Origin of the sequence: Paucibacter sp. KCTC 42545, from assembly GCF_001477625.1 — a bacterium.
Taxonomy (GTDB): domain Bacteria; phylum Pseudomonadota; class Gammaproteobacteria; order Burkholderiales; family Burkholderiaceae_C; genus Paucibacter_A.
Genome location: NZ_CP013692.1, coordinates 2,836,333 through 2,858,212, shown reverse-complemented (window position 1 = coordinate 2,858,212; position 21,880 = coordinate 2,836,333). Strand labels below are relative to the sequence as shown.

At 62.4% G+C, this 21,880-nt stretch carries 20 protein-coding genes; 18 read left to right on the top strand and 2 right to left on the bottom strand.

Features of this window, described 5'->3' with window-relative positions:
• Nucleotides 1-7 precede the first annotated feature (7 nt).
• Genes bamA through AT984_RS12415 form a run of 8 tightly spaced genes read left to right on the top strand, consistent with a single transcriptional unit; the run spans nt 8 to nt 7,712 of the window.
• Entirely contained in the window at nt 8-2,323 is a 2,316-nt protein-coding gene (gene bamA, locus AT984_RS12450; RefSeq protein WP_058720369.1) for an outer membrane protein assembly factor BamA, read from the top strand.
• Entirely contained in the window at nt 2,323-2,844 is a 522-nt protein-coding gene (locus AT984_RS12445; RefSeq protein WP_058720368.1) for an OmpH family outer membrane protein, read from the top strand. The genes bamA and AT984_RS12445 overlap by 1 nt, the downstream gene beginning before the upstream one ends.
• Before the next feature lie 8 nt (nt 2,845-2,852).
• Nucleotides 2,853-3,923: a UDP-3-O-(3-hydroxymyristoyl)glucosamine N-acyltransferase gene (gene lpxD, locus AT984_RS12440; protein WP_058722292.1), complete on the top strand. Its 1,071-nt coding sequence runs from the start codon at nt 2,853-2,855 to the stop codon at nt 3,921-3,923.
• Nucleotides 3,924-3,925: 2 nt separating this feature from the next.
• Nucleotides 3,926-4,369 (top strand): 3-hydroxyacyl-ACP dehydratase FabZ, encoded by a 444-nt coding sequence (fabZ, locus tag AT984_RS12435; RefSeq protein ID WP_058722291.1) that lies wholly within the window; start codon nt 3,926-3,928, stop codon nt 4,367-4,369.
• Nucleotides 4,370-4,383: 14 nt separating this feature from the next.
• A complete protein-coding gene (gene lpxA, locus AT984_RS12430; RefSeq protein WP_058720367.1) occupies nt 4,384-5,166 on the top strand; it encodes an acyl-ACP--UDP-N-acetylglucosamine O-acyltransferase in 783 nt (260 codons plus the stop codon).
• Between the two features lie 7 nt (nt 5,167-5,173).
• The gene (gene lpxB, locus AT984_RS12425) at nt 5,174-6,340 is read left to right on the top strand and encodes a lipid-A-disaccharide synthase (RefSeq protein ID WP_058720366.1); all 1,167 of its coding nucleotides are present in this window, start codon (nt 5,174-5,176) and stop codon (nt 6,338-6,340) included.
• Nucleotides 6,306-6,938: a ribonuclease HII gene (gene rnhB, locus AT984_RS12420; protein WP_058720365.1), complete on the top strand. Its 633-nt coding sequence runs from the start codon at nt 6,306-6,308 to the stop codon at nt 6,936-6,938. The genes lpxB and rnhB overlap by 35 nt, the downstream gene beginning before the upstream one ends.
• Entirely contained in the window at nt 6,939-7,712 is a 774-nt protein-coding gene (locus AT984_RS12415; protein ID WP_058720364.1) for a TrmH family RNA methyltransferase, read from the top strand.
• A gap of 2 nt (nt 7,713-7,714) precedes the next feature.
• On the opposite strand, the gene AT984_RS12410 is transcribed toward AT984_RS12415, so the two are convergent.
• Together AT984_RS12410 and ppsR are read right to left on the bottom strand one after the other, a co-directional pair.
• On the bottom strand, nt 7,715-8,590 hold the full coding sequence (locus AT984_RS12410; protein ID WP_058720363.1) for an EamA family transporter: 876 nt from the start codon (nt 8,588-8,590) through the stop codon (nt 7,715-7,717).
• Between the two features lies 1 nt (nt 8,591).
• On the bottom strand, nt 8,592-9,413 hold the full coding sequence (ppsR, locus tag AT984_RS12405) for a posphoenolpyruvate synthetase regulatory kinase/phosphorylase PpsR (protein ID WP_058720362.1): 822 nt from the start codon (nt 9,411-9,413) through the stop codon (nt 8,592-8,594).
• A gap of 324 nt (nt 9,414-9,737) precedes the next feature.
• Between ppsR and ppsA the strand changes: the two genes are divergently transcribed.
• The 10 genes from ppsA (at nt 9,738) to istA (ending at nt 21,784) form a co-directional block, all read left to right on the top strand.
• Nucleotides 9,738-12,146 carry a phosphoenolpyruvate synthase gene (ppsA, locus tag AT984_RS12400; RefSeq protein ID WP_058720361.1) on the top strand — a complete coding sequence of 803 codons (2,409 nt, stop codon included), beginning with the start codon at nt 9,738-9,740 and terminating at the stop codon, nt 12,144-12,146.
• 125 nt (nt 12,147-12,271) lie between these two features.
• On the top strand, nt 12,272-14,374 hold the full coding sequence (locus AT984_RS12395; RefSeq protein ID WP_058720360.1) for a sodium:solute symporter family protein: 2,103 nt from the start codon (nt 12,272-12,274) through the stop codon (nt 14,372-14,374).
• A 170-nt stretch (nt 14,375-14,544) separates the two neighbouring features.
• Nucleotides 14,545-14,907, top strand: a complete 363-nt coding sequence (gene rpsF / locus AT984_RS12390) for a 30S ribosomal protein S6 (RefSeq protein ID WP_058720359.1) — start codon at nt 14,545-14,547, stop codon at nt 14,905-14,907.
• 34 nt (nt 14,908-14,941) lie between these two features.
• Entirely contained in the window at nt 14,942-15,250 is a 309-nt protein-coding gene (gene priB, locus AT984_RS12385) for a primosomal replication protein N (RefSeq protein WP_058720358.1), read from the top strand.
• Nucleotides 15,251-15,294: 44 nt separating this feature from the next.
• Nucleotides 15,295-15,585: a 30S ribosomal protein S18 gene (gene rpsR / locus AT984_RS12380; RefSeq protein WP_058720357.1), complete on the top strand. Its 291-nt coding sequence runs from the start codon at nt 15,295-15,297 to the stop codon at nt 15,583-15,585.
• Nucleotides 15,586-15,598: 13 nt separating this feature from the next.
• Nucleotides 15,599-16,054, top strand: coding sequence for a 50S ribosomal protein L9 (gene rplI, locus AT984_RS12375; RefSeq protein ID WP_058720356.1), 456 nt, complete (start codon nt 15,599-15,601; stop codon nt 16,052-16,054).
• 245 nt (nt 16,055-16,299) lie between these two features.
• Entirely contained in the window at nt 16,300-17,748 is a 1,449-nt protein-coding gene (gene dnaB, locus AT984_RS12370) for a replicative DNA helicase (RefSeq protein ID WP_058720355.1), read from the top strand.
• 44 nt (nt 17,749-17,792) lie between these two features.
• Nucleotides 17,793-18,080 carry a hypothetical protein gene (locus tag AT984_RS12365; protein WP_058720354.1) on the top strand — a complete coding sequence of 96 codons (288 nt, stop codon included), beginning with the start codon at nt 17,793-17,795 and terminating at the stop codon, nt 18,078-18,080.
• Nucleotides 18,081-18,549: 469 nt separating this feature from the next.
• A protein-coding gene (locus tag AT984_RS12355; protein ID WP_156421925.1) for an IS3 family transposase occupies nt 18,550-19,745 on the top strand; the annotation gives its coding sequence in 2 pieces (ribosomal slippage) (nt 18,550-18,808 and nt 18,808-19,745; 1,197 coding nt in all).
• Between the two features lie 494 nt (nt 19,746-20,239).
• Nucleotides 20,240-21,784 (top strand): IS21 family transposase, encoded by a 1,545-nt coding sequence (gene istA / locus AT984_RS12350; protein WP_058719888.1) that lies wholly within the window; start codon nt 20,240-20,242, stop codon nt 21,782-21,784.
• The last annotated feature ends 96 nt before the right edge of the window (nt 21,785-21,880 follow it).

Genomic DNA, 21,880 nt, shown 5'->3' with positions numbered 1-21,880 from the left:
CCTAAGCATGTCCTCATTTCTAAGAAGAATAGGTGCGCCCAAGCGCGCCTCGATCCTGACTTTGGCCTTGGTGGCCACACTGCAGTCAGGCGCCGCCTGGGCGGTGGATCCCTTCGTCATCAAGGACATCCGGGTGGAGGGCCTGAATCGGACCGACCCCGGTACCGTGTTCGCGTCGCTGCCCTTTCGGATTGGCGACACCTACAACGACGACAAGGGCGCGGCTGCCTTGCGCGCCTTGTTTGCCACTGGCTTGTTCAAAGATGTGCGCATCAATATCGACGGCAGCTCCGCTGTGGTCATCATTGAAGAGCGTCCCATCATTGCCAACGTCAGCTTTGTCGGCCTGAAAGAGTTCGACACCGAGGCGCTGACCAAGTCGCTCAAAGACGTGGGCATTGGCGAGGGCAAGCCCTTCGACAAGGCCCTGGCCGACCGCGCCGAGCAAGAGTTGAAGCGCCAGTACCTGACGCGCAGCTTGTATGGCGCCGAGGTCACGACCACGATCACGCCGCTGGAGCGCAACCGCGTCAACGTCAGCTTCGCTGTGACCGAGGGCGAGCCCGCCAAGATCGGTGAGGTGCGCATCCTCGGCTCCAAGGTGTTCTCCGAGAGCACGCTGCTGGGCCTGATGGAGCAGACCACCTCGGGCTGGCTGACTTGGTACACCAAGACCGACCGCTACTCGCGCTCCAAGCTCAATGCTGACTTGGAAACGCTGCGCTCCTACTACCTGAATCGCGGCTATTTGGAGTTCGCCGTCACCTCCACCCAGGTGACGATTTCGCCGGACAAGCAAAGCATCAGCGTGGCCATCACGGTCAATGAGGGTCAGCCCTATACCGTCACGGCCGTCAAGCTCGAAGGTGAGTTCCTGGGCCGCGAGGAAGACTTCAAGCGCCTGATTCAGCTCAAGCCCGGCCAGCCCTATCAAGGCGAGGCCGTGGCTCAGACCACACGCTTGTTCAGCGATTACTACGGCACTTTCGGCTACGCCTTTGCGCGGGTCGACAGCCGGCCCGAAATCGACAAGGCGACCGGCCAGGTCGTGGTTACCTTCACCGGTGACCCGGCGCGCCGCGTTTATGTGCGCAAGGTCATCATCGGCGGCAACACCCGCACGCGGGACGAAGTGATCCGCCGCGAATTCCGCCAGTTCGAATCGGCCTGGTACGACGGCCAGCGCATCAAGGCTTCGAAAGACCGGGTTGAGCGTCTGGGCTACTTCAAGCAAGGTGAAGTGACCATCGACACCCAGGAAGTGCCCGGCACCCAAGACCAAGTGGACGTGTTGCTGACCGTGGTGGAGCGCCCCACTGGCAACATCATGGTCGGCGCGGGTTACTCCAGCCAGCAAAAGCTGTCGCTGACCGGCTCGATCCAGCAGGACAATATTTTCGGTTCCGGCCATTCCCTGGGCATCCAAGTCAATACCGCATCGACCGGCCGCGCGCTGGTGATCAGCGAGACCGATCCCTACTTCACGGTGGACGGCATCTCGCGCTCCTTCGACGTGTTCTATCGGACCCAAAAGCCGATCAACACCTTGGGCGAGCAGTACGAGCTGATCACCCACGGCGGCTCGATTCGCTTCGGTGTGCCCTTCTCGGAAATCGACACCGTGTTCTTCGGCTTCGGCTATGCCCGTACCCGCATGAGCACGACGGCCGGTCTGCCCAATAGCTATTTGCTGTACGGCCGCCAGTTCGGCAAGGACAGCTCGGAGTGGCCCTTCACCATCGGCTGGGCCCGCGACAACCGCGACAGCATCATCTCGCCCACGGTCGGCCGCTTCGCCCGGGTCAACCTGGAACTGAGCACTTTTGGTGATGCGCAGTACGGCCGCGCCAATGTGCAGTATCAGGAATACATCCCGATCACCAACAAGATCACCCTGGGCCTGAACAGCGAAATCGGCTGGGGCCAGGGCTTGGCCGGCAAGCCTTACCCCATCTTTAAGAACTTCTACGCCGGTGGCCTGGGTTCGGTGCGGGTGTTCGAGGCGGGCTCGCTGGGCCCGGTGGACGTGACCGGCTCTTACTCCGGTGGCAATCGCCGCATCAACATCAATGCCGAGCTTTACCTGCCGGTGCCCGGCGGCGGCAATGACAAAACCTTCCGATTCTTTGGTTTCGTGGACGCCGGCAATGTCTGGGGTCCGCAAGAGAAGGTGGACTTCGACTCATTCCGCTCCTCCGCAGGTGTGGGCTTGAGCTGGATTTCGCCAATGGGCCCCCTGCGTTTGAGCTATGGCTCGCCAATGCGCAAGAAACCCACAGATAGAATCGAGAAATTCCAATTCCAGATCGGGAATGCATTCTGATGAAAAGCTTGTCTTTGAAAGCGGTGGCACTGTCCGCCATGTTGTCGGTGTCGGCCTTGTCCGGTGTGTCTGCTGCACAGGCCCAGGAACTCAAGATCGGCTATGTGAACAGCGACCGCGTGATGCGCGAAGCCAATATCGGCAAGGCTGCGGCTAGCAAGCTGGAAGCCGAATTCGGCAAGCGCGAGAAGGATCTGAAGGACACCGAACAAAAGCTGCGCGGCGCCGCCGAGAAGCTTGAGAAAGATGCCCCGACCCTGAGCGAAGCCGAGCGCACCCGCCGCCAACGCGATCTGGTCGAGACCGACCGCGAACTGCAGCGCAAGCGCCGCGAGTGGCAAGAAGACCTGACCCAGCGCAAGAACGAAGAAATGTCGGTGATGGTTGATCGTGCCAACAAGGTGATCAAGCAAATCTTCGACGCCGAGAAGTACGACCTGATCGTGCAAGACGCCATCATGTTCAGCCCGCGTGTGGACATCACCAAGAAGGTGATCGACGCGCTCAACGCGCAAAAGTGATTTCGCCGGTGGCCACCACGGTTCACCTGGCTGATCTGATCGCCGCCTTGGGCGGCGATCTTCTTGGTGAGGCGCAAACGCCCATCGCGCGTATCGCGCCGCTGGACGAAGCCGATGGCCAGTCCATCAGCTTTCTGGCCAACCCCAAGTACCAAGCGCAACTGGCGCAAACGCAAGCGGCTTGCGTGATCGTGGCGCCGGCTTTTGCTGAGTCGGCTACCGCCCGTGGTGCTGATACCGGTGTCGCCATTTCGGCCGCCATCGTCACGCCCGACCCTTACCTCTACTTCGCGCGCCTGACCCAGTGGTGGGCCGCCCGCACGCGCCCCCAAGCGCCTGCGCGGGTGCACCCCAGCGCGGTGATCGACCCCTCGGCCCGTTTGGGCGCAGGTGTCGACATCGGCCCGCTGGCGGTGATTGAGGCAGAGGTGGAGATTGGTGAGGGCGCGCGAATCGGCCCCCATTGCGTGATCGGGCAGGGCGCTCGCATCGGTGCCGGCACACGCTTGAGTGCCAGCGTCACCGTGGGTTTTGGCTGCCAGATTGGCGCGCGCGGCATCGTGCACAGCGGCGTTGTGATCGGCGCCGACGGCTTTGGCTTTGCGCCCAATTTCAAGGCCGGTGATGCTTCTGGTTGGGTCAAGATCGAGCAACTCGGCAATGTGCGCATTGGCGACGATGTGGAGATCGGCGCCAACACCTGCATTGACCGCGGCGCCCTGGCCGACACGGTGCTGGAAGACGGCGTCAAGCTCGACAACCAGATTCAGATTGCCCATAACGTGCACATCGGGCGGCATACTGCGATTGCTGGCTGCACCGCGATTGCGGGCAGCACCAAGATCGGCGCCTTTTGCACCATTGCCGGCGCGGCCAATATCGTTGGCCATCTGAGCTTGGCCGACCATGTGCATGTGTCGGCCGCCACCCTGATCAGCCGCAGCATCAGCAAGCCCGGGCTCTACAGCGGCGCCTATCCCTTCGAGGAAAATGCCAGCTGGGAGAAGAACGCTGCCACCCTGAGACAATTGCATGCCTTGCGCACCCGTTTGCGCGAGCTAGAGAAAAAGAACACATGACCATGGACATCCACAGCATCCTCAAGAAACTCCCCCACCGCTACCCGCTTTTGCTGGTGGACCGTGTGCTGGAGGTTGAAGCCGGTAAGCGCATTCTGGCGATCAAGAACGTCAGCATCAACGAGCCTTATTTCGTTGGCCATTTTCCGCATCGCCCGGTCATGCCGGGTGTGTTGATTCTCGAATCCATGGCGCAAGTGGCCACCTTGCTGGCGCTGGAAAGCTCGGACATCAAGCTGGATGACAGCACGGTCGTGTACTTCGCCGGCATCGATAACGCCCGCTTCAAGCGGCCTGTGGAGCCCGGTGACCAGTTGCGTCTGGAAGTGACGCTGGATCGCGCCAAGGCCGGCATCTTCAAATTCACCGGCAAGGCCTTTGTGGGCGAAGCCCTGGCGGCGGAAGCGCAGCTGATCTGCACCATGCGCAAGATCGACGCCCTCTGAAAGGTGCTGGGCCCATGAGCTTGATTCACCCGACCGCCATCATCGACCCCGCCGCGCAGCTGGATAGCTCGGTCGCGGTGGGTGCCTACACGCTGATCGGCCCGCATGTGCGCATCGGCGCTGGCACGGTGGTGGGCCCGCATTGCGTGATCGAAGGCCGTACCTCTATCGGCGCGTGCAACAAAATCTTCCAGTTCAATTCCATCGGCGCCGTGCCGCAGGACATGAAATACGCGGGTGAGCCGACCGAGCTGGTGATTGGCGATCGCAACACCTTCCGGGAGTTCTGCACCATCAATCTGGGAACGGCGCAAGACGAGGGCGTGACCCGCCTGGGTAGCGACAACCTCTTGATGGCTTACGTCCACATCGCTCACGATGTGCGCCTGGGCAGCCACATCGTGCTGGCCAATAACGCCACGCTGGCGGGCCATGTGCATGTGGGCGATTGGGCCACCATCGGCGGCCTGTCCGGCGTGCACCAGTTCGTCAAGATCGGCGCGCATGCCATGGTTGGCTTCCAAGGCCATGTGGCGCAAGACGTGCCGCCCTTCATGACAGTGGACGGCAACCCGCTGGCGGCGCGTGCCGTCAATGCGGTGGGGCTGAAGCGACGCGGCTTCTCGGCCGAGCGCATTGCGGTGATCAAGCAGATCCACAAACGCCTGTACCGCTCCTCGCTGACACTGGAGCAGTCGCAGCAAGCCATTGCCGAGCTGCGCGGGCAGGGCGCTGACGAGGATGTGGACTTGATGCTCAACTTCCTCGCCGCCGCCACGCGCGGCATCGTGCGCTAAAGCAGTCATGACAGAACTTTCGCCTCGGGCCCTGTCCATTGGCATGGTGGCCGGCGAGGCCTCCGGCGATCTGCTGGCCGGCATGATGCTGGCTGGCTTGCGCGCGCGCTGGCCCGTGCTGCGCTCGCAAGGCATCGGCGGCCCACGTATGGCCGAACAGGGCTTTGAGGCCTGGTGGCCGCACAGCAAGCTGAGCATTTTTGGCTATGTGGATGCGCTGCTGAATCTGCGCGAGCTGCTGTCGATTCGCCGTCAGCTGGGCAATCGCTTGTTAGCCGGCCCCGAGCGGCCGGCTGCTTTCATCGGCATCGACGCCCCCGATTTCAATTTCGGCCTGGAACAGCGCCTGCGCGAAGGCGGCATCAAGACGATTCATTTCGTTTGCCCCTCGATTTGGGCCTGGCGTGCCGAGCGGGTCGAGAAGATCAAACGTTCGGCCGACCATGTGCTGTGCCTGTTCCCCTTCGAGCCCGAGTTGCTTCACAAGCATGGCATCGCCGCCACCTATGTGGGCCATCCACTGGCCGATGCGATCCCGCTGGAGCCGCCCAAGGCGCAGAGCCGTGCCGCGCTGGGTTTGAGCGAGACGGATACCGTGGTGGCGCTATTGCCGGGCAGCCGGCGCAGCGAGATTCGCTACATCGCCGAGCCCTTTTTGCAGGCCGCGCTGCTGATGCAGCAGTCCCGGGCTGACTTGCGATTTGTGATGCCGGTGGCACCGGGCTTGCGTCCGCTGATCGAGCCGCTGGTGACGCGCTTGGCGCCTAGGCTCAATTTGCAGTTGCTCGACGGTCGCTCGCACGAAGCCTTAGCGGCCTGCGACGTGACGCTGGTGGCCAGCGGAACCGCCACGTTGGAAGCGGCCTTGTTCAAGCGCCCGATGGTGATTGCCTACCGCATGCATTGGCTGAACTGGTGGCGCATGCAAGGCAAGAACTACCAGCCCTGGGTGGGCCTGCCGAATGTACTGGCGCGCGAATTTTTGGTGCCCGAGCTGATTCAAGACGCGTGTACGCCGCAAGCGCTGGCGCGTGAGGGCTTGGCCTGGCTCGCTGAACCTGAGCGTTATGCCCAGGCGCAGGCGCGCTTTGCCGAACAACATGAACTGCTGCGTTGCAATACCGCGCAAAAGGCCAGCGATGCCATCGCCCAAGTCATTGATGGCCGCGCCTGAACAGCTGGGCTTGATCTGGGCCGGTGCGGGTTTGCTGGCCGGTGTGGATGAAGCCGGCCGTGGCCCCCTGGCCGGCCCGGTGGTGGCCGCGGCCGTGATTCTGGATGAGGCTGCGCCCATCATGGGCCTGCGCGACTCCAAGATCCTGAGCGAAAAAAAGCGCGAGTTGCTGTTCGATGAAATCCGCGCCAAAGCCCTGTGCTGCTGCATCGCCGAGGCCTCGGTCGAGGAAATTGACCGCTTGAATATTCTGCAAGCCACCCTGCTGGCGATGCGCCGCGCCGTTGAGGGCCTGCGTTTGAAGCCGAGCTTTGTACAGGTGGACGGCAACCGCCTGCCGGTGCTGAAGATTCCGGCCGAGGCCATCGTCAAGGGCGATGCCAAGGTGCAAGCCATCTCGGCCGCATCCATCCTGGCCAAGGTTCATCGAGACCGCCAATGCATCGCCATGCATGAAGCCCACCCGGCCTACGGCTTCGCCACCCACAAGGGCTACCCCACGGCCGAGCATCTGGCTGCCCTGCGTGCGCATGGCGTCACTGCCTGGCACCGCCGTACCTTCGGGCCGGTGCGTGCAGTTTTAGAGTCAAGCAAGTAAATGAGCCAGCTGCATCACATCACCTCGCGGGACAACCCCGCCCTGCAACGCCTGCGCAAGCTCAGCCAAGACGGTGGCGCCTACCGCAAGCTGGGTTCCGTCTGGCTGGAAGGCGACCACTTGGTGCGCGCTTGCCTGCAGCGCGGCCATGCGGTGACGCTGGCCGTCATCACCGAAGCGGCCGCGCAAGACCCGGCACTGCGTGCGCTGGCCGATGCTGCACCCAAGATCTTGGTGGTGCCGGCGGCGCTGTTCAAGAGCATCAGCGGCTTGGAGTCGCCGGCGCAGATCGGCTTTGAAGTGCCGCACGACGATGGTCAAGACTTCAGCCCGGGCCTGGATTCGGTCGTGCTGGACCGCCTGCAGGATGCCGGCAATGTGGGCACCATATTGCGCAACGCGGCAGCGTTCGGCTTCAAGCAAGTGCTGGCCTTGAAGGGCACGGCGGCGCTGTGGTCGCCCAAGGTCTTGCGCGCCGGCATGGGCGCGCATTTCGGCCTGCGGCTGATCGAGGGCTTGAGCCCGGCCGATCTGGATCGCCTGCATGTGCCGCTGATCGCCACCAGCTCCTATGCCGAGTCGCAGATCCACCAAATCGCCTTGCCCCAGCCCTGCGCCTGGGTGATGGGCCATGAAGGGCAGGGCGTGCAGCCCGAGTTGATGCAGCGCTGCGGGTTGACCGTGGGCATCCCGCAGCCCGGCGGCGAGGAGTCGCTCAATGTGGGCAGCGCCGCGGCCATCTGCCTGTACGAGAGCGCCCGCCAGCGCTTGTGACTCTATAGGCTCAGGCCGATCACGCCGCCCGCGATGCAGGCAGCACCTGCCAAGCGCCAGCCGCGCTCACCTTCCTTCAGCAATTGCCCGCCCAGCAGGGCGGCAAACAGCATGGACACCTCGCGAGTCGGTGCCACCCGGGATAGTGGCGCCAATTGCATGGCGTAGAGCACCAGGATGTAGGCCAGCGGGCTGCACACCGCCACCAGCAGCACATAGCGCCATTGCTGACTGAGCGCGGCGGCAAAGCCCTGCGGGTCGCGCCACAAGCCGGGCAGCATGAAGGGCACGCGCAGCAGATTGCTGAAATAGTCAAGCAGCAGCGGCGAGATCAGCAAGACCTTGATGGCATAGCCGTCCACCACGGTGTAGCCCGCGATCAAGACACCGGTGATGCCACCCCAGAGCAGGCCCAGCTTGCGGCGGTGGTGGGCCTCCCCCTCGCGCGGGCGCCACAGCCCCGGCCCGGCGGCAATCAAAACAATGCCCAGCACCACCGCCAGCAAGCCCAGGCCGCCGCGCAGGCCCAGGTGTTCGCCCAGCAAGAACACGGCGGCAATGGCCGACATGGCCGGCGCACTCCCGCGCGCCACCGGGTAGACCACGGTCAAATCGGCCAAGCGGTAGCCCGTCAGCAAGGCATTGAAGTAGAGCAGGTGCAGCAAGGCCGTGGCCATCAGCACGCCCCAAGTCTTGCTGTCGAAGCCGGCGACCACATCCCAGCCGACGACCCAAACGACAGGCAGCCAGATCACGCTGACCGTAAGCGCCGAGGCGAGGGCGAAGTGATGGTTGCCGCCGGCCTTTTTGGCCGCGAAGTTCCACAAGGCATGCAGCAGCGCGGCGGCCAGCACCAGGGCAAGAGCGGAGCCGGGCACCTCAGTAGATCAGGCGGTCGGGTCGCAGGTCGCGCAGGATGGTGGTGGCGATCTCTTCGATGGATTTGTGCGTGGACGACAGCCAGGCAATGCCGTCCTTCTTCATCATCGCCTCGGCCTCGTTGACCTCGTAGCGGCAGTTCATCATGTCGGCGTACTTGCTGCCGGGGCGGCGCTCGTTGCGGATCTGACTCAGGCGCTCAGGGTCGATCGTCAGGCCAAAGCATTTGCGCTTGTGCGCCACCAGCATGGAGGGCAGGCGGCCGCGCTCGAAGTCTTCGGGGATCAGCGGATAGTTGGCGGCCTTGATGCCGTGCTGCATGGCCAGGTAGAGCGAGGTGGGTGTCTTGCCGCTGCGCGATACGCCGACCAGGATCACATCGGCCACATCCAGATTCTTGGCCGATTGGCCGTCGTCATGGGCGAGCGAGAAATTGATGGCCTCGATGCGGTCGTGGTACTCCTGGCTGCGCGCCACATCGGAAAAACGGCCGACGCGGTGGTTGCTCTTGACCTCGAACTCTTCTTCCAGCGGCTCGATGAAGGTGCCGAACATGTCCATAACCCGCGCCTGGCAATGGTCGCGCACGATCTTGAGTACGTCGCGATCCACCAGGGTGGCGAAGACGATGGCCCGCACGCCTTCGCGCACGCTGGTCTCGTTGATCTCGCGCACCACGGCATAGGCTTTTTCCGGGGTGTCGACAAAGGGCCGGCGCACATGGCGTGGCTTGATGGGGAACTGGGCCAGGATGGAGTTGCCGAAGGTTTCGGCGGTGATGCCGGTGCCATCGGAGACAAAGTACACGGTGCGATTGGGCATGGTGGGCGGTGAAAAGTTCGGCTTCATCATAGGGCTGTTGGCGCCGCTGCTGCCACCGAACTGCCCACTGATGTTGCCTCCGACCTACCGCGTGGCGGGGGAAGCGAAATCAGACTGGCCTGCCAAAAATGTCAGCACGCGCCACTCGGGCTTGCCCGTAGAATCAGCGCCAATCATCCCGTTCAGCCACATGACGCCCCTCAGCCCACAACAAAAATTCGAACTCGCTGGGGAGTGTGCCGTCTGTATCAGCCTGAAGGATGGCGCCGGTGGCGGCGTCGTCATTGCGGGAGCGCCGTTTTTTTATCATCCCGGAGCTTTCCCATGTCACAACGCTACGAGCCGACCGCCCTGGTCGTTCCCTTTGAGAATCTGAGAATGACGGATGTCGAGGTGGTCGGCGGTAAAAACGCCAGCCTCGGCGAAATGATCTCGCAACTGGCCGCCTCGGGCGTGCGGGTGCCGGGCGGCTTCGCCACCACGGCCCATGCCTTCCGCGAGTTCCTCAAGCACGAAGGCCTGGACAAGCGCATCGAAGCGCGCCTGGTCAGCCTCAATACCGACGATGTGCGCGCCCTGGCCGAGGCCGGTGCTGAAATCCGCGGCTGGCTGGAGGCGCAGCCTTTCCCGGCCGATCTGGAGGCACAGATCCGCGCCTCCTTCGCACAGTTGACCGCTGAGAACCCCGGCGTGTCCTTTGCCGTGCGCTCCTCCGCCACGGCCGAAGACTTGCCTGACGCATCGTTTGCCGGTCAGCAAGAAACCTTCCTGAACGTCGTTGGCATCGAAGAAGTGCTGCACAAGATGAAGGAGGTTTTCGCCTCCCTCTACAACGACCGAGCCATCAGCTACCGCGTGCACAAGGGCTTTGCCCACGCCGATGTGGCACTGAGCGCCGGCGTGCAGCGCATGGTGCGCTCTGACCTCGGTTCGGCCGGCGTGATGTTCACCATCGACACCGAGAGCGGCTTCAAGGATGTGGTCTTCATCACCTCCAGCTACGGCCTGGGTGAAACCGTGGTGCAAGGCGCCGTCAACCCCGACGAGTTCTATGTCCACAAGCCCGCGCTGGCGCGCGGCAAGCTGCCCATCATCCGCCGCAACCTCGGCTCCAAGCTGATCAGCATGGAGTTCGCCACGCCGGCCGAAAAAGCTGCCTCGGGCAAGCTGGTCAAGACGGTGGATACCGCGCCGGAAATGCGCAATCGCTACTCACTGAACGACGCCGAAGTGATCGAGCTGGCCAAGTTCGCCATGATCATCGAGAAGCACTACGAGCGTCCGATGGACATCGAGTGGGGCCGTGACGGTGTGGATGGCCATATCTACATCCTGCAAGCTCGCCCCGAGACTGTGAAGAGCCAGATGGAAGGCCAAGTCGAGCACAGCTACAAGCTCAAGGGTCACAGCGCCGTGCTGGCTGAAGGCCGCGCTATTGGCCAGAAGATCGGTACCGGCCCGGTGCGCTTGGTGGAGAGTATTGCCGATATGGACCGCGTCCAGCCCGGCGACATTCTGGTGACGGACATGACCGACCCGAACTGGGAGCCGGTGATGAAGCGCGCCGCGGCCATCGTTACGAACCGCGGCGGCCGCACCTGCCACGCCGCCATCATCGCGCGCGAGCTGGGCATCCCGGCCGTGGTGGGTTGCGGCGATGCGACCGAGAAGCTCAAGGACGGCCAACTGGTCACCGTGGCCTGCTCGGAAGGTGACACCGGCTATATCTACGACGGCCTGCTGGAAACCGAAATCAGCGAAGTGCATCGCGGCGAGCTGCCTTACTGCCCCGTCAAGATCATGATGAACGTGGGCAACCCGCAGCTGGCCTTCAACTTTGCGCAGCTGCCCAGCAGCGGCGTGGGTCTGGCCCGGCTTGAGTTCATCATCAACAACAATATCGGCGTCCACCCCAAGGCGATTCTGGACTATCCGAACATCGACGCTGACTTGAAGAAGGCGGTTGAATCCGTGGCCCGCGGCCACGCCTCGCCACGCGCTTTTTACGTCGACAAGCTGGTCGAAGGCATTGCAACCATTGCTGCCGCCTTCTTCCCGCGCCCGGTGATCGTGCGTTTGTCCGACTTCAAGAGCAATGAGTACCGCAAGCTGATCGGTGGTTCGCGCTACGAGCCCGATGAAGAGAACCCAATGCTGGGCTTCCGTGGTGCTTCGCGTTACATCAGCGGCGAGTTCTCGGACGCTTTTGCGATGGAGTGCGAGGCTTTGAAGCGCGCGCGCGTCGAGATGGGCCTGACCAATATCGAAATCATGGTGCCTTTCGTGCGCACCGTGCGCCAAGCTGAACGCGTGGTGTCGATGCTGGCCGAGCGTGGCCTCAAGCGCGCTGCCACCGGCGGCACCGATGGCCTGCGCGTCATCATGATGTGCGAAGTGCCCAGCAATGCGATTCTGGCGGACCAGTTCCTGGAGCATTTCGACGGCATGTCGATTGGCTCTAACGACCTGACTCAGCTGACCCTGGGCCTGGATCGCGACTCCGGCCTGGAGCAGTTGGCTGGCGACTTTGATGAGCGTGACCCTGCCGTCAAGGCCTTGATTTCGCGCGCCATCAGTGCCTGCCGCTCCACCGGCAAGTACATCGGCATCTGTGGCCAAGGCCCCAGCGACCACCCGGACTTCGCCGAGTGGTTGGCCGACGAGGGCATCGTGTCGATCTCGTTGAATCCGGATTCGGTGATCGAGACTTGGCAGCGTCTGGCCAAGCGTTAATCGCCGCTTTCTGAAAGCTCAACAGCCCCGCGAGGGGCTGTTTTCATATCGGGCGCGGGTTCCTCGCTATCGACAGCCTGCGGCCGCCGCTCGCATGATGGCGGCTCGCTTTTCTTTGATCTCCCGTGAATCCTCAGCAAGAAGCCTCCCCCTCCGCCACGCCCGTGCCCGCCTTGCGGACGCGCCTGCATCGCATCTATGCCTGGTACACCTTGGGCTTTGTGGTGTTTGTGCTGGGCTTGGCGGTGTGCGAGTACTTGGGCATGCCCAAGATCTGGATTGGCTTTTGCTTTTTGGCCGCCACGGTGGGCATCTACGCCGTCATCGGCCTGTTCAGTCGCACCACCGATGCCGATGAATACTATGTGGCCGGCCGGCGCGTGCCGGCCATCTACAACGGCATGGCGGCCGGTGCCGACTGGATGAGCGCGGCCTCCTTCATTGGACTGGCGGGCACGCTCTATTTGGCCGGCTATGCGGGCTTGGCTTATGTGCTGGGCTGGACGGGCGGTTTTTGCCTGGTGGCGCTGTGTCTGGCGCCCTATCTGCGGCGCTTCGGGCAGTTCACCATTCCAGATTTTTTGGCCGCGCGTTATGGCGGCCATGCGCCGCGCCTGATCGGGGCGGCCGCGGCGATTCTTATTTCTTTCATCTATGTGGTCGCGCAGATCTATGCGGTGGGCCTGATCACCTCGCGCCTGACCGGCCTGACCTTTGAGATCGGCGTGTTTGTGGGCTTGGGCGGTGTTTTGGTGTGCTCCTTTCTGGGCGGCATGCGGGCCGTCACCTGGACGCAGGTGGCGCAGTACATCGTGCTGGTGATCGCCTATTTGGTGCCGGTGGTGTGGTTGTGTGCCAAGCAAACCGGGGTGCCTTTGCCGCAGCTGGTTTACGGCTATCAGTTGCAAAAGCTCACCCTGCGCGAGCAAGAGCTGATCGACGACCCGAAAGAGCTGCAGGTGCGCGGCCTGTATGCGCAGCAGGCGGCGAACTACGAGAAGAAGCTGCAGGATGTGCCTGTGGCCCTGGCCCAAGACCGCCTGCATGCCTCGCAGCTGGTGGCCAAGCTCAAAGCGCAGGAAGCGCCGCTGGCCGAGATTCAGGCGGCCGAGAAGGGCCGCGCGGCTTTGCCCAAAACCACCTTGGACGCGGAGGAACAGTGGCAGCGTGCCAAGCAGTTCAACGACTCGCGCGCCCAGCCGCTGGGGGGCATGCCGCGGCAGGGGCAGGTGTTTGCAGGCGACCCGGCGGGCACGCCCGCTGAGCAGCAGCAGTTTGGTGATTCGCGCAGCAATTTCTTGGCCTTGATGTTCTGCTTGATGGTGGGCACGGCGGGCTTGCCGCATTTGCTGACGCGCTTTTACACCACGCCTTCGGTGGCCGAGGCGCGCCAGTCGGTGGCCTGGTCGCTGTTCTTTATCGCGCTGCTCTACTTCACGGCGCCGGCCTTGGCCGTCATGGTCAAGTACGAAGTGTTGACCGAATTGGTGGGCCAGTCCTTCAGCCAGTTGCCTGATTGGATCGCGCAGTGGAGCCGGGTCGATTCCAGCTTGCTGTCGGTGTCTGACATCAACGGGGATGGCGTTTTGCAGCTTGGTGAGATGCGCATCAGCTCGGACATCATCATGCTGATGACGCCGGAGCTGGCTGGTCTGCCCTTTGTCGTGTCCGGCATGGTGGCGGCGGGTGCGCTGGCGGCGGCCTTGTCCACGGCGGATGGCTTGCTGCTGACCATCTCGGCCGCCTTGTCGCACGATGTCTACTTCCGCACGGTCAATCCGCAGGCGGTGATGACGCGGCGAGTCACCTTGTCCAAGGCCTTGTTGTTGGTGACGGCCTTGGCGGCAGCGGCAGTGGCGGCGCAGCGGCCGGCGGACATTCTTTTCTTGGTGGCGGCCGCCTTCTCGGTGGCTGGGGCGGCGTTCTTCCCGGCGCTGGTGCTGGGCATCTTCTGGCGCCGTGCCAATCGGCAGGGCGCGGTGGCGGGGATGCTGGCGGGTTTGGGTGTCACCGTTTACTACCAGGCCGTGGCCACACCCTGGATGCGTGAGGCGCTGGGCTTGCCTGGGCCGGTGCAGCTGTGGTGGGGCATTCAGCCGGTTTCGGCGGGCCTGTTCGGTGTTGCCGCAGGCTTTGCCACGGTGGTGCTGGTGAGCTGGCTGACGCCGCGGCCGGACGAGGCGCAGATGCAGACGCTGGCCCTGCTGCGCAGCCCGCCGCCGGTTTGATGGGCGAGCTTGCAAGTAAGTGCTAGGCGAATCCCTAAAGCTGAGCTAGAATCGCGGGTTCCCCCTTGCCGTGATCACGTCAGTCGACGCCGTGGCACGGCTTCTACAGCTTTCGCAGCTGGCTGAAAACAGTCGGCATTCAAGCGGGCTGGAATCCACAAGGAGTACTTATGCGTCACTATGAAATCGTTCTGCTGATCCATCCGGATCAAAGCGAACAAGTTCCGGCCATGCTGGAGCGCTACAAGAGCCTGATCACCACCGGTGGTGGTACTGTGCACCGCGTCGAAGATTGGGGCCGCCGTCAAATGGCTTACCTGATCCAGAAGCTGGCCAAGGCTCACTATCTGTGCGTCAACATCGAGTGCAGCGTTGAGACGCTGCGTGAACTCGAAACCGGTTTCCGTTTCAACGACGCCGTGTTGCGTCACCTGACCGTTGCCAAGGCCAAGGCCGAGACAACCCCGTCGGTGATGATGAAGACCGTTGAACGCGAAGACGCTCGCAAGGCGCCTCAAGTCGCGACGGCCTAATCAGGCCAGCTGTGCTTGAAGTGATCGCATTGCGTTGAACCATCTGGTATTGCAAGCGCAGCTCTCGGAGCTGGGTTTGGTTCGATACACACCGGCCGGCTTGATGGCCTTGGACTGCTGCTTGAAGCATGAGTCCCAGGTTCAAGAAGCAGGCAAACCCCGCAAAGTAGCCATGGAGCTGAAAGCGGTGGTGATTGGTGAGATGGGAAAACGGCTGCAAAGTTTGGGGCTTGGCGGAGAAGCACTGTTCACAGGCTTTTTGACCACCCAACGCAATGGTCGCGGTGTGATCTTTCACATCACCGGCCTTGAGAAATGCAGCAGCAATAGCGCCACCGCCTGAGCACGGAATTGTTCGAATCCGGATTAAATTAAAGAGGTCACAAAATGGCACCACCACGTGGCAAGGGTCGCTTCTCCAAGGACAAGAAGCCCAAGCGCAATACCCAATCGTTGCTGTTCCGTCGCAAGCGTTTCTGCCGCTTCACCGTTACCGGTGTTGAGCAGATCGACTACAAGGACATCGACACCCTGCGCGATTTCATCGGCGAAAACGGCAAGATCACGCCTGCCCGCTTGACCGGCACGCGCGCTTTCTTCCAGCGTCAACTGACTGTTTGTATCAAGCGTGCGCGTTTCCTCGCCATGCTGCCGTACAGCGATCAGCACAAGGTCTGAGGAGTAGACCACTATGCAAATCATTCTGCTTGAAAAAGTCGCCAACCTCGGCAACCTGGGCGATGTCGTCACCGTCAAGAACGGCTACGCACGCAACTTCCTGATCCCGACTCGCCAGGCACGTCGTGCCACCGAAGCGGCCATCAAGGAATTCGAAGCCCGCCGCGCTGAGCTGGAAAAGGCTGCTGCTGAGAAGCTGGCAACCGCCGTCGCTCTGGGCGAGACCCTGACCGGCAAGACCGTTGTCATCAGCCAAAAGGCTGGCGTGGACGGCCGTTTGTTCGGTTCGGTCACCAACGCTGACATCGCCGACGCACTGGTCAAGATGGGCTTCGCGTCCATCGTCAAGTCGCAGATCCGTCTGCCCTTGGGCCCGCTGAAGGCTGTGGGCGAGTTCGCCGTGAACGTGGCTCCTCACACCGACGTGGTGGTGGAGTTGAGCGTTCAAGTGCAGCGCGAAGCTGAGTAATCAGCGAACGAAGATCGCGAAAGAAATTTCGCCTGTGTGCTGACCCGCTTGGGTTAGCATGGAAAAGCCGACGCTGATCAAGCTGTCGGCTTTTTGCATTTTGGGGCGCTGACTTATCCCCGCTTGTCCCGGTCTTGTCCACAGCCTTGTCCACAGCCCTGTTGTGGCAAGCTGAGCGGCCGGAACAGGCCCCGAGGTCAGCCGCCCAACTCAAATACTGCACCGTCCACCGCCGAGTCCTCCCGATGAGCGCCACTTTCTCTTCTCCGTCCCTGCCTTCCTTGCCTGGCTCTGGCGGCAGCGCCGAACGCCGCGATGATGAGGTCGCCCGCCTGCGGGTACCGCCGCACTCCATCGAGGCTGAGCAAAGCGTGCTGGGCGGCTTGCTGATTGACAACTCGGCCTGGGACCGCGCCGGTGACATGCTCACCGAGAGCGACTTCTACCGCTTCGAACACAAGCAGATCTACCTCGCCACCGGCAAGCTCATCAATGCGGCCAAACCGGCCGACGTGGTGACGGTGTTCGAGGAGCTGACCTCGATTGGCAAGGCCGAGGAATGCGGCGGCCTGGCCTATCTGAATGCCCTGGCGCAGAGCGTGCCCAGCGCCGCCAATTTGCGCCGTTATGCCGAGATCGTGCGCGAGCGCGCCATCCTGCGCAAGCTGGTGACCGCCAGCGATGAAATCGCGACCGCGGCCCTGGCGCCTCAAGGCCGCGCCGTGACCCAGATCCTGGACGAGGCCGAAGGCAAGATCTTCCGCATCGGCGAAGAGGGCTCTCGTAGCCGTCAGGGTTTCCAGAGCATGGACAACTTGGTGGTGGCGCTGATCGACCGGGTCAACGAGCTGGCCGAGAACGGCGCCGAAGACGTGACCGGCGTGCGCACCGGCTTCTTCGATCTGGACCGCATGACGGCTGGCTTCCAGCCCGGCGACTTGATCATCCTGGCGGCCCGCCCCTCGATGGGCAAGACCGCGTTTGTGGTGAATATCGGTGAGAACGTGGCCATCAACGAAGGGCTGCCCGTCGTCATTTACTCAATGGAAATGGGTGCCGCTCAGCTGGCCATGCGTATGGTGGGTTCCATCGGCCGTATCGACCAAGGCCGCCTGCGTACCGGGCGTTTGAATGACGACGAATGGGGCCGCCTGTCTGAAGCTGTGGACAAGCTCGGCAAGGCCAGCATCTTCATTGATGAAAGCCCCGGCCTGAGCCCCTCCGAGGTGCGTGCCCGTGCGCGCCGCCAGGCCCGCATTTGCGGCAAGCTTGGCCTCATCATCATCGACTATTTGCAGCTGATGAGCGGCAACGGCGGCAACGAGGAAAACCGGGCCACCGTGATTGGCGAAATCTCGCGCGGCTTGAAGGCCTTGGCCAAGGAGCTGCAATGCCCGGTGATTGCGCTCTCGCAGCTGAATCGAAGCGTGGAGCAGCGCCCCGACAAGCGCCCGATGATGTCTGACTTGCGCGAGTCCGGCGCCATTGAGCAGGATGCCGACATCATCATGTTCATCTACCGCGACGAGTACTACACCAAAGAAGAGTGCAAGGAGCCGGGCGTGGCCGAGATCATCATCGCCAAGCAACGTAACGGCCCGGTGGGCACGGTCAAGCTCTTCTTCCAGCGCATGCACACCAAGTTCGAAAACTTGGCGCCCGACTATGTGAGCCCGGCCGGCGCGGAATACTGAGTTTTTGGGCTGGACATTATTGCCATACTGTATGAATATACAGTATGCCTGCCAAGCCTAAGCCCCAGACCCCGCCCAAACCCGCCCAGCCCCCGATCTATTTGCCTGCCGAGGCCCTGAAAGGCCGCGGCACGGCTTGGGCGCTGGCGCACCGCTTCAGCAGGGACGAGCGCGAGCAATTCGACGATGGCTGGGGCACGCTGACGCAGCAGGCCGATGAGCAAACGCTGCCGCCCCGCACCGAAATCATCGAGGAGCGGGCGCGCAAAATCCTCACCGGCAATCAGTCGCCGGACATCCCCTTTGTTTTGTGGGACGGCTCTGTGCACTAGATGGAAGTGCTTGGCTTCCTGACGGGCCGATCAAGTCTTGGTTCGTATTCCTTCTTGTCTCATTCCAGTCAAGAGTGAGTTGCGCGGCAGGCACCGCGAAGGGCTGGTGCGACGACAGGTCACGCCTTGGCAAGTAAATCTACGATGAATCGCCCTGTGTTTGAACTGACCCTGAACTGCCCCCGGGGCGATTCACTACCTGGCGCATCCAGAGAGCTAGGCGACCACAACAATGGCCAGAATGCGTGTTGAAGTCATTGAGCTAAGAAGACTAGGCCGTAGGCTTCTCAAAGAAGAACTTAACAAATCAATCTACGGCTGCTTGGTAGTCTAGAACTGGACCCTCACCTTTGGCTGTGACGGTGAACGTATTGTTCGCTAAGCCTCACTGCGCCGCACGTACAGCTGACCTTGTCCCCAAAAAACGGAGTTCTTAGCTCGTGATGAAATCAGAGCGAGGAACGATGAAATGAGTCAGCAAAAGCAGGTGCGTGGCAAGTACACGCTGGAGTTCAAGATGGAGGCGGTTCGCCTGGTCAAGGGCGGGCAGTCGGCCGCGGTGACGGCGCAGATTTTGGGCATACCCAAGGCCAGTCTGAGCAACTGGGTACGGCTCAGCGAGGACGGGAAGTTGAGCGGAGCCGGCGACAAGCCTGTGACGCCTGAGCAGATGGAGTTAGCGCGCTTGAGGGCCGAATTGGCTCGGATGACGATGGAGCGAGACATCGCAAAAAAAGCGGCGGCGTACTTTGCGCAGGATCTTCTGCAAGGTACGCCTGGATTCAAGAAATGAAGACTCAGTGGCCGGTTAGCCTGAGCTGCAAGGTCCTGGATGTGAGCGTGAGCGGCTATTTCGAACACCAGAAGGCCAAGGCCGCCAGAAGGCCCAGCAAGGCCGCCACGCCGCGTTTGAGCGATGAAGCGGTGCTGACCCACATCCGCGCAGTCCATGGCGAAGTGGGTCAGGAGTACGGCTGGCCTCGCATGGCCAAGGAGCTGGTTGCGCGTGGACATCGAGTGGGCAAGGAACGGGTGCGCAAGTTGATGCAGCGTCACGGGATTCGTGCGCGCGGCCAGCGCAAATTTGTTGTGACCACGGACAGCAAGCACAGCCTGCCGGTGGCGCCAAATCTGCTGCGGCGGGACTTTAAGGCGCAGGCTCCGAATCAGAAGTGGACCAGTGACATCACCTACATCGAGACGGCTGAAGGCTGGCTCTATCTGGCGGCGGTCGTCGACCTGCACAGCCGGCAAGTGGTGGGCTGGAGCATGCAGGACCATATGCAAACCAGCCTGATCACGGACGCCCTGCGCATGGCCTGGTTTCGGCGTCGACCGGCGCCTGGGCTGATTTTCCACAGCGACCGCGGAAGCCAGTATTGCAGCCGAGAATTTCAAGGCGACTTGAAGAAATTCGGCATGCGCTCATCGATGAGCGGCAAGGGTGATTGCTGGGACAATGCGCCGACGGAGAGCCTGTGGGGGCGACTGAAAGTGGGCCGGCTACACGGTCAGAAGTTCAGCACAAAACGGCAGGCCAAGGATGAAGTGATTGCCTGGTTGACCTTCTACAACCACAGTCGAATTCACTCGACCCTGGGCTACGTCAGCCCCATGACGTTTGAGAAAAACTGGCACGCGGCCCAGCAGGATAAAGCCGCGTAACAAGGTTGCTAAGAACTCCGGGGAAGAGGGGCAAGGTCACAGCAAAGGCGAGCCGCCCTTGCTCGGCCCTATTCAAGATGCCGTAGTGACCCGCGTTACAGAATGCGGCTTTGTGATCGTCGGCAGCCAACGTATCGATGGTACCGAGCATACGCAAGCCTAGTGGGTCAAGCCTGTTGGAATTCCCCCTGGCTAGCCAAGGTTAGGTAGATTCTCAACCGGACAATTGTGATCTCGCAACCCAAGCTACGCGATGTCAGTCATGGGTGTAGGCGCTGACACTGAAGCTTCAGGCCGGTCAAAGCTTGGCTGCGTATTCCACGCCATGGCGGACACCATTCCACGTTGATGGCGGACAGCATTCCAGCGTCATCGCGGACACCATTCCACGCTGATGGCGGACAGCGTTCCATTTTGATGGCGGACACTTTGGCTGTGTCCTGAGTGACTCCAACGAGGCATAGGCTGCCCGGTCTTTTCACCGGAACCCAGCGATGCCCACACCGAGAGTCACCATGAGCAAGATTCGACACACTTTGCAACTGCTGCACAGCGGCAAACTCAGCCAGCGCCAAATTGGCACCTCGCTGGGCATCTCCAAATCCACGGTCAGTGAGATCGCCAGTTATGCCCGCGTCGCCGGGCTGGACTGGAACGCCGCTCAGGCTTTGAGCGACGCCGAACTGCAGGGCCGGCTTTACCGGCCCGCTGTGGCACGCCAGTCCCGCCACCTGGAGCCCGACTACGCCACACTTCACATCGAACTCAAACGCCCCGGCGTCACCTTGCAGCTGCTCTGGGAGGAATACCAAGCACAACACCAGGGCCAGGCCTACAAGTACAGCGCCTTTTGCGAGAAGTACCAGCAATGGGCCCAGCGCTTGAGGCGCTCCATGCGCCAGACCCATGAGGCCGGCGACAAGCTCTTCGTGGACTATGCCGGGCAGACCGTGCCCATGGTGGATGCCGCCACTGGCGAGATCACCCAGGCGCAGGTGTTCGTGGCCGTGCTGGGCGCATCGAACTACACCTATGCCTGCGCCACGCCGGCCCAGAAGGCCGCCGACTGGGTCGCCTGCATCATCGCCACGCTGGAGTTCATCGGCGGGGTGCCCCGTCTGCTCGTGCCTGACCAGCCGCGTGCGCTCATGATCCGGCCCGACCGCTACGAGCCCACCAGCCACCGCTTGCTGGATGAGCTCTCCCACCACTACGGCCTGGCCGTGCTGCCAGCCCGACCGGCCAAGCCGCGCGACAAGCCTAAGGTCGAGGTGGCCGTGCAGGTGGTCGAGCGCTGGATTCTGGCGCGCCTGCGCCATCAACAATTCTTCAGCCTGGCCGCCTTGAACAAAGCCATTGCGGCCCTGCTGCAAGAGCTCAACCAACGCCCGTTCAAGAAACTGCCCGGCTGCCGTGCCAGCGCCTTTGCCAGCCTGGATCGGCCTCTCCTGGGGCCCTTGCCGGCGACGCGCATGGCCATCGCTCGCTTCAAGCCCGCGCGGGTCAACATCGACTATCACGTTGAACTCGATGGGCATTACTACTCCGCCCCCCACCGCCTGGTGGGCCGGCGGGTGGAGCTGCGCATCACGGCCACCACGCTGGAGGTGCTGGAGGGCCAGGCCCGCGTGGCTGTCCATGCCCTGAGCCCGCACCGAGGGGCCCACTCCACCGCGCCCGAGCACATGCCACCCTCGCACCGGGCGCACCTGCAATGGACGCCGGACAAGCTCATCACCTGGGCCGAGGGCATCGGTGCGGCCACTGCCGCCGTGGTGCGCTGGCAGATGGAGCGCCGCGCCCATCCCGAGCAGGGCTACCGATCCTGCCTGGGCCTCATGCGCCTGGGCCGGGAGTACGGCCATGAACGACTGGAGGCCGCGTGCGCGCGTGCCCAGTCGATTCGTGCGCCAAACTACAAAAGCGTCGCCTCCATCTTGCAGTGCGGCCTGGATCAGCGTCCCATCGATGCGCCGCTGCCCACCCAAACCAGTTTGCCCCTGCACGCAAACCTGCGCGGCCCCGACTACTACCACTGAGGCCGGACACAAGGCCCGGCAGGGGCCTGTGTTTATCGAAGAACCCGATTCATAACGTCTAACTAAGACGCCAAACAAAACACCGATTCAACAAGG

What these genes read in the sequence shown, in the direction of transcription:
- bamA (WP_058720369.1), top strand. Translation starts at nt 8, where the DNA reads ATGTCCTCATTTCTAAGAAGAATAGGTGCGCCCAAGCGCGCCTCGATC.
- AT984_RS12445 (WP_058720368.1), top strand. Translation starts at nt 2,323, where the DNA reads ATGAAAAGCTTGTCTTTGAAAGCGGTGGCACTGTCCGCCATGTTGTCG.
- fabZ (WP_058722291.1), top strand. Translation starts at nt 3,926, where the DNA reads ATGGACATCCACAGCATCCTCAAGAAACTCCCCCACCGCTACCCGCTT.
- lpxA (WP_058720367.1), top strand. Translation starts at nt 4,384, where the DNA reads ATGAGCTTGATTCACCCGACCGCCATCATCGACCCCGCCGCGCAGCTG.
- lpxB (WP_058720366.1), top strand. Translation starts at nt 5,174, where the DNA reads ATGACAGAACTTTCGCCTCGGGCCCTGTCCATTGGCATGGTGGCCGGC.
- rnhB (WP_058720365.1), top strand. Translation starts at nt 6,306, where the DNA reads ATGCCATCGCCCAAGTCATTGATGGCCGCGCCTGAACAGCTGGGCTTG.
- AT984_RS12415 (WP_058720364.1), top strand. Translation starts at nt 6,939, where the DNA reads ATGAGCCAGCTGCATCACATCACCTCGCGGGACAACCCCGCCCTGCAA.
- ppsR (WP_058720362.1), bottom strand. Translation starts at nt 9,413, where the DNA reads ATGCCCAATCGCACCGTGTACTTTGTCTCCGATGGCACCGGCATCACC.
- ppsA (WP_058720361.1), top strand. Translation starts at nt 9,738, where the DNA reads ATGTCACAACGCTACGAGCCGACCGCCCTGGTCGTTCCCTTTGAGAAT.
- rpsF (WP_058720359.1), top strand. Translation starts at nt 14,545, where the DNA reads ATGCGTCACTATGAAATCGTTCTGCTGATCCATCCGGATCAAAGCGAA.
- rpsR (WP_058720357.1), top strand. Translation starts at nt 15,295, where the DNA reads ATGGCACCACCACGTGGCAAGGGTCGCTTCTCCAAGGACAAGAAGCCC.
- rplI (WP_058720356.1), top strand. Translation starts at nt 15,599, where the DNA reads ATGCAAATCATTCTGCTTGAAAAAGTCGCCAACCTCGGCAACCTGGGC.
- dnaB (WP_058720355.1), top strand. Translation starts at nt 16,300, where the DNA reads ATGAGCGCCACTTTCTCTTCTCCGTCCCTGCCTTCCTTGCCTGGCTCT.
- AT984_RS12365 (WP_058720354.1), top strand. Translation starts at nt 17,793, where the DNA reads ATGCCTGCCAAGCCTAAGCCCCAGACCCCGCCCAAACCCGCCCAGCCC.
- istA (WP_058719888.1), top strand. Translation starts at nt 20,240, where the DNA reads ATGCCCACACCGAGAGTCACCATGAGCAAGATTCGACACACTTTGCAA.